This is a genomic window from Endozoicomonas sp. (assembly GCF_051008435.1).
In the GTDB taxonomy this organism is placed as follows: Bacteria; Pseudomonadota; Gammaproteobacteria; order Pseudomonadales; family Endozoicomonadaceae; genus Endozoicomonas_A.
Genome location: NZ_JBPCXO010000114.1, coordinates 1 through 12,944, shown reverse-complemented (window position 1 = coordinate 12,944; position 12,944 = coordinate 1). Strand labels below are relative to the sequence as shown.

The 12,944-nt window shown below is 48.4% G+C and carries 7 protein-coding genes; 1 reads left to right on the top strand and 6 read right to left on the bottom strand.

All coding sequences use genetic code 11. The annotated features are described in order from the left end of the window. Positions 1-145: 145 nt before the first annotated feature. Positions 146-1,108 carry a LysR family transcriptional regulator gene (locus ACR2PX_RS05300; protein ID WP_433998324.1) on the bottom strand — a complete coding sequence of 321 codons (963 nt, stop codon included), beginning with the start codon at positions 1,106-1,108 and terminating at the stop codon, positions 146-148. 373 nt (positions 1,109-1,481) lie between these two features. On the opposite strand from ACR2PX_RS05300, the gene ACR2PX_RS05295 reads away from it, so the two are divergent. Further along, a complete protein-coding gene (locus tag ACR2PX_RS05295) occupies positions 1,482-1,940 on the top strand; it encodes a hypothetical protein (protein WP_433998323.1) in 459 nt (152 codons plus the stop codon). Positions 1,941-2,045: 105 nt separating this feature from the next. Here the strand turns inward: ACR2PX_RS05295 and ACR2PX_RS05290 are convergent, their stop codons facing one another. From ACR2PX_RS05290 to ACR2PX_RS05270, 5 genes are all read right to left on the bottom strand, one after another. Beyond that, positions 2,046-2,858, bottom strand: a complete 813-nt coding sequence (locus tag ACR2PX_RS05290) for a PTS sugar transporter subunit IIA (RefSeq protein WP_433998322.1) — start codon at positions 2,856-2,858, stop codon at positions 2,046-2,048. Between the two features lie 224 nt (positions 2,859-3,082). Continuing rightward, on the bottom strand, positions 3,083-6,241 hold the full coding sequence (locus ACR2PX_RS05285; protein ID WP_433998321.1) for a hypothetical protein: 3,159 nt from the start codon (positions 6,239-6,241) through the stop codon (positions 3,083-3,085). An 11-nt stretch (positions 6,242-6,252) separates the two neighbouring features. After that, a complete protein-coding gene (locus ACR2PX_RS05280) occupies positions 6,253-9,399 on the bottom strand; it encodes a hypothetical protein (RefSeq protein ID WP_433998320.1) in 3,147 nt (1,048 codons plus the stop codon). Between the two features lie 72 nt (positions 9,400-9,471). After that, a complete protein-coding gene (locus tag ACR2PX_RS05275; RefSeq protein ID WP_433998319.1) occupies positions 9,472-12,648 on the bottom strand; it encodes a hypothetical protein in 3,177 nt (1,058 codons plus the stop codon). Between the two features lie 186 nt (positions 12,649-12,834). After that, positions 12,835-12,944, bottom strand: a 110-nt coding sequence (locus ACR2PX_RS05270) for a zinc ribbon domain-containing protein (RefSeq protein ID WP_433997355.1), incomplete at its 5' end; no start/stop codon positions are given.

Genomic DNA, 12,944 nt, shown 5'->3' with positions numbered 1-12,944 from the left:
CTCACTTGCCCTTTGCCGCTCTAAGGGAGTTTTACTCAGTCGACCGTACTCCCCGGTACGGCACTCCTTCGCAAAATCCCTTAGAGCGACAAATGCCTGCGCGAGATTCGGCGCAGTTTATGAAATATCCGGGCTAAGAGTACAATCAGGAAGAGAGCGAGCGCTCCTCTTCCTGAACCACCTCTGACTCATTGACAAACATATCCAGCTCTTTGCTCTGGATATGTTCCAGCAACTCATCTCGAATGAACTCCCTCATCCAACGATGAGCCCTGTTTAGATCCCAATATTCAGGCCAGACAATATTGAAGCTTACTTCCGGAATACTTTTTGGACACTCTCTGATCACATAGCCTGAAAGGTCTTCCATAAACATGGACAATGACGCCGGAGCAAGAAAGACACAATCCGTCCCCTTAATCAGCGCCAGACTGACAGACAGGCTGGGCGACCAGGTTTTTACCTGAACCGATTGCAAAAAGCTGTTAATTTCCCCTTGCTGGTGCAGGTTCATATTGTCTCGCTGCACTATAAAGGAAAATGATTGCAACGCCTCTTGTGAGAAAGGTTCATGGGCCAGAGGGTGGTTTTCACAAAGAATCAGACACATGCGGTCTTTCATCAGTGAAAAGCTGGACAGACCTTCTTCCTGAACCCCCATATAGCCAATAGACAGGTCCAGTTTACCCGTAGCAACATCAACAGCAGGATTAATCGCCTGCAATTCAAACGTCAGACCCGGAGCCACAGCCCATATCTTCTGCAACACCTCTGGCAGAATCCGCTCCAGTACAATGTGCCCCGAAGCTATTCGGAAGTGTCGCTGAGTCGTCGCTATATCGAACTGCTGATTTTCGAAGATGCTACTGGCTTGTGAAACAACCCGGTTCACATCTTCATGGAGTGACAGGGCTTTTTCGGACAAGTAGATGCGATTGCCTTTTCTGACCAGAATCGGGTCATTCAATGCTTCCCGCAGCTGAGCCAGGGTTCGGCTCATGGCAGACTGGGTAACACACATCATCTGCGCTGCTTTGGAGACACTTTGAGTGTCCAGCAGGGCTTTCAGGCCTGGCAGCAGGTTAAGGTTCAGTCTGGAAAGGTTCATAAATGCCCATAGCGAAAGGAAGCAGCAGAGGGAAGTACGGAAAATGAAAGTATGGCTAACCAGCCCTACATTATGAATAAATCTTTCACAAAACCTTTTTTGAAAGACCATTCTTCTTAAAAATACCATCGAAAGGTGATCGTTAGAAGAGCCCCCTGACATCTTTCCGTATCACCCGAAACACGACAAAGTACAAATACCTATTTAAACTTTCATTTGATTCGTAATCAGGTACACTGGAGATGTGCGCTCGTTTACAGGTCCTGTCCAGCAGTCCGGAAGCCATAGCGGGTTGTGCTGTAATATACGGCCCGACTGTCACCCAAGGCAGACCTGTTTACAGGCATTACTGAAAGCGCAGTAAGGAGGGTCCATGAGCCATAACAAGTACAAAGAACTGCAGGATCTGGTGGACAACTACCTGGAATCAGGATTATCGGCCAGGGAATATGTTGAAGCCTGTGTTGATGCAGGCGATATCAGCGCTGCAGAAGCCCTGAAGCTACTGTCTGTTCTCAGGGAAGCCCAATCAGTTACATTCAAGCTGGCCGAAGTCACGGACTATGAGCAGCCCGGCCTTCAAATGACGCTCATGCGCAAAGGAGAGGAGTACGAACATGACAATCCTCTCTTCAATATAACGTTTGATGAAAGTCTCGATCCTGACAGGGAGGAAGTCATCGATCTATTACAAAGTTTTGCCAAGGATCTGGCAGTGCTGGCGACCCGTGGGGAGCTGAATGAAGCCGAAGCCGTGGACACTATTGATGAGTGTCCTGAAGAATGGCTTGATCACCCGAATATCATGCCAGCCAGCGAAACCCGTCATTAACTATCGCTCAATTTTCATCACTCAGGTGGATGAAACTAATGACCCCCTGGAGACCTGAGCTCCAGTTTGAGTTAGCCAAAGCGCCCATTGAAGGGCGCTTGCTTTTTATATCGAAGTAAACTCTTCTGAAAGCAGCTGATCCAGACGCTTTAATGCAGCACTGGCATGCAGCCCTGAAAGCCTGATTCCCAGTATTTCGCCACAAACCAACTCAAGCCCCAACAGTTTGACCAGACTACGGCCATTCACATACTCGCCATTTTTGCTGACATTCCTCACATAAACACGTGTGTCATACTCCGTCAGAGCAGAAATAAAGGCACTGCCGCACCGGGCATGTAAACCATTGGTGTTGTGAATAACATATTCTCTGGTTAGCTCCCTGACCTTACTGTACGAACGGCTGACCCAGCCTCTTTCACAGGTCTCCCTTTGGCTCTGGTTCAAATAAGCCTTTTGCCATTCATGGGGACTGCCAAGCCCCGGCAAAGGCTTGCCTTCAAGAGCGTCTACGATTTTTTCAGGCTCCCGGGTGCGAGCCAGATAACTGCAGAGGGGACGATTATCCAGAACACGAGTAAGACCACTCAAAATTCTGAGGTGCTCATTGCAGTGGGCGGCAATACCAAAGGCCAGAAACACATGCTGATTCTGCCCCCATTCCACGCCTTCTGGAAACTGAATCACAACCACCCCGGTTCTCTTGATCGCATGCCTGTGTTCCGGCATCCCATGGGGAATAGCTATACCATGATCCAAAAAGGTGGAAGCAAGCGTTTCCCGAGTGTAGATACCCGGCAGATAGTCAGCAGAAACCAGACCGGTCTCCAGCATTTTGTTACCAGCTAATTGCAAAGCCTCCTGCTTGCTTTGAGCCTCCTGCTGTAAAAATATCTGTGCTTTTTCGAGTTTTAACATCAGTGAACGAACCGCGCTAAATCGTCTCAGCTATCAAATATAGCCAAAACGCAAGAAGGCCTTTATAGCCAGTTATCCATCGGGTCGGTTTTTTTTATAGTTAAGCCCAATAACAAAAGTAGACCGGGCTGGGACAGAAATCATCTATCTGAGAGAAGATCATGTTTGCGAGGGAATCGGACGAACAATGAGCTTATGTTCAGATATAAAGAAACAAATCAGTTTCAGGCTGATTCAATCCGGACGAATTGCAGGTCTGTCTGACCTTCACCTTGATGGGCATCAACCCCCAATTGACCTTTAGCCATTGCTCGTTTCAGCCAATAATTGGCCAGCCAGGTACCTAAGAATGGGATTCTGGCACTACGAACCTGAATAGAGGGTTCACTGATTTGAACCACATCCTCTTTCAGAGGACTCTGAACCGAAAGAGACAGATCGGCTCCCACCAGCCAACTCAACAAGAAAGGCAACTTTCCGAGCACTTTGAGAGTAGGGGCTTTCAAAGCAAAGCTCACTTCCAGCCGATCTTCTTTCACCGCTGTCTTCACCTGACTGACCCCTGGACAACGGCTTAACTCCGATACACGAATCTCTTTCTTCGAGAGTGCCCGCTTCTCGCTGGTTTCCTGTATTTTCTTGAATGCCAGCTTCTTGCGTCCAGCTTTGTCCCCTGACTTTATATCGCTTTGCACCTTTGGACTTGACGGTAAAGGTACTGAGGTTTCTCTTTGTCTCATAGGAGAAGCCTCTGCCCTGATGTCATCTTGCTTGCTGACTTCAGAGGAGACCTGAACCTCTTTGGGTAAGGGTGAAGACATGCCCCCTGCCGGAAGATCTCTCTCTACACTGGCGGAGGAAGGAGACAAAGTATTACTGGGGAGTGGAGAAGCTGGTTCATTGCTCACTGTCAAAGAGTCATACACAGATGGGGACAGTGGATCAACAATATTGGGCTCAGAGCGATTCAGTTCGCCTTCCTCTTCATCAACAGGCAATTCATCAGGCAGCTCTTTAATGGCAGGAATGACTGGCTCCAGCTGCTCCTGCGATACCAGGGATACAGGAGGTATCGAGATCGAAAACGCTTCAGTGTTTTCCTTAACGGGGACATTCTTTACCGTCACAGAGTCCGTCAAGGACTCATCAACGTTGGCTTTAACAGTTGCCAATAATGGATCGAGCACTGCCGGTACTTCCTGCGTATCCGGTGCCATGACCGATGCAGCAGCATCTTCGTCTGGCTCACCCAACAAGCCCAGACAAAGCAGGTTCATTATCTGGCTGGACGATTGAGCGTTCATACCCATTTCTGTGCGGAACAGTTTATCCAGTTCATTGACCTTCAGCTCCTGTCCCATGAGCTTTGACATACCGATAGCCATCAACTCTTTATCTTTAATTGAGCGCTCTCCCGCTTCGACCCGAACATCCCCCTCTGCCAGACAGGCCACACTGCCAACCCCAACCGAGAAATAAGAGACCACATCAACAGGATCATGGGCTCCATGTGGGCTGTAATGTTCAGCAGTACAGTCCAGATATTTCTTCCACAATAACTCCAGAGTCCGAAGCTCAAGAGGAAAATCCAGTAACAATATTTCGTGAATGATCGCCCCCATTGGAGGACTGACTTTCAGTGATACGTCTTTCAGGCTGGCGGGAAACTCTTCACGACTTTCTGACACTTCATTGACCAGCCCCAGATTCAACGACATTTCGGGGACTTTTATATCAAGAACGCCATCATCGCTCAGACTATACCCTGAGAGTTGCAGAGAGGCCGATGACAGCTCGGCATGGGCTGTTTCAGTAAAGTCGATACGCTGCTCACTTAACGCCATAGAGGCAGAGCCTGACTGGCCTGATACTTTCCCTGTGGCAACCCCTCTTAATGTATGAAACAGCTTCAGGGCATTTTGATAGGTCTGAACAGATTTTCCGGCATTAGCCTCTCGATACACCATGGCTGCGGTCAGCTTTTCCTGCTGAGACAACGCATCTTTCCTCTCCTGCACCAACTTTCGAGTTCGATCCAGAGTCGTTCGATAATCTGCCAGCATGGCCTCACAGCCTTTTTTCGCTTCGCCTTCTTTCATCCTTGGAAGGTCTTCTTCCAGTATCTTTACGGCTTTCTCTCTAAGCTCATACAAAGTCGCCATGCCTTTGGCTTTTACGGTACAGCCATCTTCCCGTTCTCTGGACTTTTTAAGACTTTGAGCACCCTGCTCTTTTTTCCAGGTCGTTACGACCGGAGATAACAGCCTGATTACTGCCTCTCCCATTGCTTCGGTGAACAGGTCTGAACTCTCTCCCTTCTCTTGGGTTTCCAAACCATCAACCGTGAATTGAAAAACATCCCCCATATGTTTTTCAGCTTCGATTCCGGAGGTTTCATCACTGAGGGATTCAAATACCTCAGAGACCTTTTTATAAGCACCAAAAATCTCAGTCTTCCCACAGGTCAATAACTTGTTCAAAGGCTCAGCCAAAGGTTCTCCAATACGAACCCGACAGCCGCCCTTCATTTTGATTGGCCCAACCGCTTTACCTTCCCCCAGGGAGAAACAGTGAGCAGAGATTTCCGGCAATTCCAACTCGATATGACCGTCTTCAAAACAAAACCGACCGACATTAACGACCAGGTTTTTAACCTGAAAATCATAACGATCAGGATCCGTCACCTTGACATCACCCAACCGCATTTCAAACACCTTACCCTGATGTTTCCCTTTCTTGTTTTTATTGAACACATCCTTTAACACCATGAGTGCTTCAATACCGGTTGAAATATTCTCCTCCAGCACCTTCATACTGAGTGACTGCTTGCTCTTACTGGCCGCTAGAGTCTGTTCATAAGATCGCACCTGTTCAGCAGATCGTGTTAAGTAAGCTTTTTTAAGAACAAGTTGTTCCTGAGTACTTTGTTGCTCTCTGACCCGATCACTGTATTCATTCAACTGATCAAGCGTCAGGGCTTCCAGACTCATGCGTAATGTTTTTAATGACTTTTCAGTGCGCTTCAGGTCCACTTCAAACTCTTTAACATCTTTCTTAATCTCTTTCTGTTTTTCATGCTCTTGACTGATTAAATCTCGGACCTCCTTTTGATTGGCACCGGCAATGGATGAAATCGCAGAGCTGAAAAAAGAAATAAAACTGGACGACAGCGAACTGAACGCTCGGGTCAGCAGACCTGGCTTGACGGGAACAACTTCAATCCCCCTGTCCACCAGCGATCGGAAAGGTTTGTGCTCTGAACGAGGCAATACCTGCCTCTGAGCGGTATCTTCTTTGCGAACGCCCTTGGCTTCATTGGGTAGATCAGGCGACGAAGATAAATGTGTAGGCTTTCTGCCTGTTCCTTCATTCCCTACGTTCATGGCTCTCTTCCCTAAACTTGAGAGGCTTCCAAAAACTGCAAACTCAGTGCTTTCTGCTCTGGTCTGATATCCAGGTCTAAAGTCAGAGGTCTTTTCTTCAACTGCCGCTGCAACCAGTAGTTAGCGAACAGGCTTTTCCACCCTAGAAAACCTGACTTTTTCACCGCGACTCTTGGCTTTCCGAGCTCTAATACACCACTGTCTGTACCACTGGAAACCGCCAGAGAGGCCCTATCTCCCCCCAGCAACCAACGAATGAAAAAGTTCACTTTGCCAAACAGCTTTCCTACATCCGTTTCCATATCAAAACTGACTGTGGGAGCGCCAGCCTCTTCGTCATCAACCACCGGGTTGGTAATCCCTTTACAGTGCTGAAGCTCAGGCAAAGTAATCTGATGAAGCCTTGGCACCTCATTCTCTGCTTCTACGCTATGGGGTTCTGAAATGGAGGCTTCCAGATGGTCCTGGGCAATCGAAGTAAACGTCACAGGCTCAGAAGAATCTATGGATACAACGGCTTCATTACCTGCCAGATGACTTGCCTCAAGAGAACGGGGAACCCCTGTTTCGACAACGCTTTCCTCAGGCTCCCCCCCTAATGAAGAAGTTCTTTCATCAGGCTCTTTTAATTCATCCGGAAGTTCAACGCTAACAGGGGGCGGAGCAGTGACTGCTTCGGTTTTCTCATCCCGTTTTTCCAATGCCAGCTCAGGAGACAGTGAGACTGGAGAAGGGATCGTCGCAGGGCTTGTTTCTTCCAGAGAACTGGGTTCTTCCAGATGAGTTTCATCCTCTACGACGATAGCCAAGCTATCGGGCCTTTCAGGAGCAGTTACAGGGATCGGTGTATCGACGTCAGTCTTTTCGTCCACAGGTTCTTGATGGTCTACTTCCCGTTGCCCGGAAGCGACGGGACGCTGAGGTTCAACTCTTTGCCCTATTGTCAGCCCCTCTTCGTCAGGCATATTGGTTGGTATGACAGGTTCAGGAACAGGCAAAGGAACGGGCTCTGGAGCAGGCTCCAACAAGCCCAGAGAGAGTACATTTAATACTTTGGCCGCTGGCTCTCCTCTAAGACCCAGCTCTTTTTCCAGAATCACTCCCAGTTGCTGAGGTGACATCGGACTGGCCAACAGTTCTGACATTTTTTCAGCCAGTTGATTCAAGTCTGACCGGGGCCGTGCATCACACTCCACGGCTGATTCTCTACCGGTAAAGAAAACATTACCGATGCTGATGTTGATATGCTCCCCAATGGCTTTAGGACTCAGACCTCCACTGTTCGGGTCTCGGTAGGCCGATGTCTGCTGAGTGAAGGCTCTGATGAACCGCTCAACTTTCTCAACATCAATGGGGAACCGGGTATTCAACGCGCCTAAAACCAGAGGAGCAATCGTAGGATGGAGATGAATCTTTACATCCAAGAAGCCAACTGGAACGGATTCTTCCTTTTTTGTGGCACTGTTATGTAAAGCGACCTGTGACTCCAATTGCGGAATGACAATATCAACGGACCCATCATCATTGGTGACCAGCTCCTGAAGATTCATTTTCAGATTATATAACCGGAGATGACCTGCTCCAGTAATGTCTACTTGCTGTTCGGGGACTCTGATCTGAACAGGCTTCTGCTGCAAACTGCCCAAAAGTCTGGCTCTTAAGCCAAAGAACATTTGCATCATATTCTGATAATTATTCAGCGCCTGTTTGGCCGGTGCTGTTCTTCCTTCCAGCGACTGTATTGATTTCTCTTTGGCTTCCAAATGTTTTCGATTAAGCACATGACTGCCATGAGCGTTTCTGATGAGTTGCTGAGTGCGCTCAAGCTGTTCCTTTAATTCTTTCTGCCCCTGGGGATCATTCAACCCGGGCTGTAGCGCTTTCAGCTCACCTTCCATTTTATTCAGGGCATCCAGCTTGGACTGATAACGGTCACACTGATTCCGATCAAACCCTGCCAGCGTTTTAGCTTTCTCAAGCTCATTCTTATTCTTGGCGTTTTGCCACCCTGTCAGCATGGGGTTGAGCAGTGTTGCCATGGATGAGGCCACAGAATGAGTCAACAGGCTGTGTTCTTTTTCACCTTCCAGCTGGTCAAAATGGTGGATATCGACTTTGATGGCATCACTGAACAGTTCTTGACTGTCAGGCTTGGCAATCTGTTCACTAAACGTAGAGAAAACTTTGGATAAGGCATCCATCTTTTCGGTGATTTTCAGTTTCCCGCAGGTCAGTATCTCTTTCAGAGGCCCGCTCAGTGGTGGTGAGATAACGACACGTCCACCAACAGAAAGACGCATTCTCTGGCCAGTTCCTTTAATCCAACCTTGAATCGCGGGGATGTTGAGCACTAGAACGGAACCCGGAGATTCACTGAATTCATCGATATAGATCTTTAAGTCTTCAATGGACAGAGGCGGGGCTCCTGGCTCCGAATACACCAGATTACCGGCTGATATTTCGTAGGTTTTCTTACCGGATTTATCCGACTTTTTCTTTTCAAAAACACTCCTCAAGCCCATCAGTATTCTCAATCCAGGCTCAAGATTGTCGGACATCATCCTGACCGAAAGCTCTACCTGATCGGGTTGTCCCTGAATTTCAGCGTTCTTTCTCCTGATCCGGGCCTTTTTATCCGCAATTTTTGCGTTCTTTTCAGCCACTTCTCCCTCAAAATCCGCCACTGACTTCAAGGTCAGAGCAAAAATTTTGACATCGTGGGCAGTCATCGTGGCCGGATCTCTTTCAGCCTGATCCAGCTCCCGCTGGTACTTTTGAGCTTTGCCACGTACTTCAGCGACTTCTGTTTCTAGTCCGGCAATTTCCCTCTTAAGACCTTCAATACCTTGCTGTAGCTTTTTGGCCTGTGCATCAGAAGCACTCTGAAAAGAGCCTCTGACGAAAGCAATGACTGGCCTTTTCAGGACACTAATCAAACCTGCCAACCAGCTACCCACCGAAGTGATCTTCCTGATCGACAAAGGTACAAATGCATCGGAGGAAGCCCCCTCGAGCATCCTACTCTGAACCTGAGGGCCAGACTGACTGTTAACTGTTCTCTGATTGTGCAACGCACTGTTGTTGGGCGGAGTCTGCGGGACTGACCCGGCTGGAGTATTACCTGACCTTCTGGATCGCCCGCTGCCACTGGTTTCCATTAGCATTCCCTGCTGAATAATCGCAACTTATCCTTTATAAGTATCAGCATTTATCCAGAGAGCTTGATAGCATCAGGCTGGGCTAACTAAGGGCTTATGCGCAAGACTCAAACGCTTCTGCTCTTCAACATGATCCAACTCCAGCTGATACTGGAGTTTCCTGAGCCTGCGATTCAGCACAAAAGTCGCCAACCAGACAGCGGGATTGTAAGAAGTCTGCTTCTTCAACTGAAGAGAAGGGGACTGCAGCTGTAACTCCGAACTCTTTCGGTCTATCGGCAGAACCACCTGAACAGCGACCTCCTGCTTGCCGAAGAATAAGTTCATCCACCAGGACAGCTTTTTCATCAAGCTTTGTGGAGCCATTCGCATTTCAAAATCAGCGGTTCTTTTTCCATTTTCTGCCCGAAACTTTGGATTAATAACCCCTAAACAACCTTTCAGATCCTTAAACTTTAACCCTTCTGGAGGCTTTTCTGTGGCAGGCTGGGCAACGGCTGAGGATAAAGCCTTCCTGACCGGTGTTTTCGCCAACTCTGTTGGGTTGGTATCTATCACCCGATCCGTTATTGCGCTTTCTTTGGAAATCGACACACCTTCAGTTTTAAGAACTTCCGCTGTCGAATCGACCTGTGGCACAGAGTCACTGCTCTTTAATTCAGGTAGCGGTGATGCGGCTGGAGTCACTGCGTCAGTTATCTGGGAATTCACTGTCGTTGACTGAAGCCGTTGAGGCTCAGAAATCGAAGGATCCAGAGTGACAGAATTCTCCAGCGCAGTGTCTTCAGAGGTCATTACCACAGGATCAGGCTCTGAGAGCTTTGAGTCCACGGGCACTATCTCTGCCGGTTCTGGCTCTGGCGGTTCTGGCTCTGGAACAGGTGAAGTCTCTTCAGTATTCAGAAGTGTCTCATTCTCTGGAAGCGGGGAACTCAATGAGACTGAATGATCTTCTATCGGTGATTCAAGGGGGGTAGAACTGATATAACCTTCATCAGGTACACTCTGAACAGGTTCATCCAACCGCTCTCTCTGAGATGGCACCAATACCAGCTGTTCCAACTTTTCTGGAGCAAAAACAACAGACTCGGCAAAAACCCCTTCTTCACTGAGCTTCCAGATTTTTTGCTGCGTTTCCCGGGTCAGACCCACCGCTTCCAGAGCTGCCACCATTTTCTGGGCATTCACGTCTGTCGAGAGAAGATCCCGGGTTGTCTTAACAAACTCCTGCCTGCGCTGCTGATAATGACTGCCTTTTTCTCCGGAAAAAGTCACTTCACCCTTTTGGGTCATACAGGAAACGGTCCCCAGATCAATCTCTGCATAATCCGAGGTTTTTGACCCGCCTGTAGATCGTTTATTGTCCATTTCCTTATATAAAGGCAAAACGACCTCTTCCACCGCTTTGGAATCCAGTGGAAACTTTAGTTGCAATAATTCCTTGGCCAGAAGCCCATAGGGTGGACGAATCTTGATAGAAGCGCCCCTCAGGATAACCGGTACCGACCGCTTCTCTCCTGTTGCTTCGTTCTGAAGCGTGATATGACTGGCCATCTCCGGAATGTTAAGGTCCACCACGCCCTCTTCACTGAAGGTAAAATCAGACAGGTTAATCTTGAGCTGGCTCAATTCAACTGATGATGCACCCGACACAGGGATCATCATTCTTGGAATATCAAGATGAGTCTGAGTCCCTTCACTGTTGGCATTAGCCACTGTCACCAGTCCATAAACCAGATCGATCATCCCCCGGCTCATCTCAAGTGACGACTGCATATCCTTTAATCGTTGCTTCTGAACTTTTCGTGCCTGTCGGCTGAAGGTTAACTGCTGGCCTTTAGACACTCTGTCTTCTGTTAATGCTTCCAACTCTTTGGAAGCATTTCTACCAATGCGCCGACACCGGTCTCTTGAATCCCCTTCAGGCAGGCTTTTCAAATCTTCTAAAAGACGATCAACATCCTCTTTCAGTTCTTTTTCCTGCCTGGCCAGATTTTCATAGGTCACTTTCAGCTCTCTGTGCTTCCGGCGCCCTTCCAGCTTCAGAGAACTGGGAGGCAGTTCCTGGCTTCCACCCATAATGGGTATCATCAAATCAAGCAGCGAATGGGCGAAGGGGGCTTCCTGCAGTGGCAGAGACTGTCCATCCCTTTCTAACTGAAGACCTTTGATAGACACCTCAGCTACATCACTGAGCCTGGATTCAGGTGGATCTTTGAACATGCCATTAAAAACAGGCTTCAGCTCTTTGCCCAGATTATAAATATGTTTGGGCATGGAAAAAGTTGAGCTGGTCATGGCTTTAAGAAAGTGGTCACTGGCGGGAGGCCTCAGCTTGATACTGATACCACCTGACAGAGTCATTGGTTCAACTTCACCACTCTCTCCGAGGGATGATAAATCAGCCCTGATATCCGCAATATCCAGAGTGAGTTCTCCCGTCGGGGACATGTAACACTGCTCAATATAAACGCCAATATTCTGCGCATTCAGCGCTGCACCAGAAGGTGTTTTGGTAGAAACATCGCCCAGATTGAGTTGATAAACCTTTCCTGCAGGTAACCCCTGCCTGGATTCTTTGAAGACTTTTTGAAGGCCCACCAGCAGTTTCAGTCCAGGATTCATGTTCTTTTCCATGGACTTCATGCCTTCTTTCATTTCTCGCTTGAGCGTCTCATCACTGGCTTTCAGAAAAGGCTCCATCTCGCCGACCATGCGAAAGCTGTGCTCCAGTGCACTCAGCTCGGTTCTCAATTCAAAAAGCCTTTTATGGAGTTCTGAAAATCGATGCTGTTGATCAGGTTTCAGACGGGAGAGCTTTTGCCTGAATCGATTCAGTTCAGCCTTGATTGAGCTTATTTCAGCTTGATAGCCCTTCAGTCTTTTTGTGTTGTCCTTAACAAACCGTTTGTCGCTCTTTATTTTATTGTCAGCGTCGTTGCCACTGGCACCGGCTCCCGCTTTGACCAGCACCATCACCGCTTTGGACAGTCCACTCAGGATACTCCCCCAGACTCCTCCCTTAACTTCCTCAATGACGACATCCCGTTTGTGGATCGGAATATAAGGTGGATGCTGCCCTGTTGTGCCCTCCAAAGGAGCGCCCGTCGTTTTGTGGACAGCAACATCCCGAGGCCCCATTTTTACGGTCGATGGATGAGTACCCTCAGAGGATTTCACCGGAGTTTGAAGGGGGTCTCGTGTCCCCTTGGGACCATTAACAGGAAGATTGGAGCCGCCAGTTTCCATACCATTGCCCAAGTGTGGGTATTAGAATTCTATATCCGCACTTTGCAGCTGACCTTGAAGCAGGCAGAATAGAATAGACCTGACACGCCAGTGCTCATAGAGAATAAAAATAAATGACCACAGGCCCATCAGAGGTGCCCACTGCAGTCTCTGAACCTAGCTTGATGGCTTGACATCCTCCCCGCGCTAAAGGACGGGGATTCCTACAGCTAGACGGTCATGCCCGACCGCAAGAATGTTTCTTGCTGCGTTTACGTCACGCAGATGTTCAGCTCCGCACTCTGAACAGACCCATT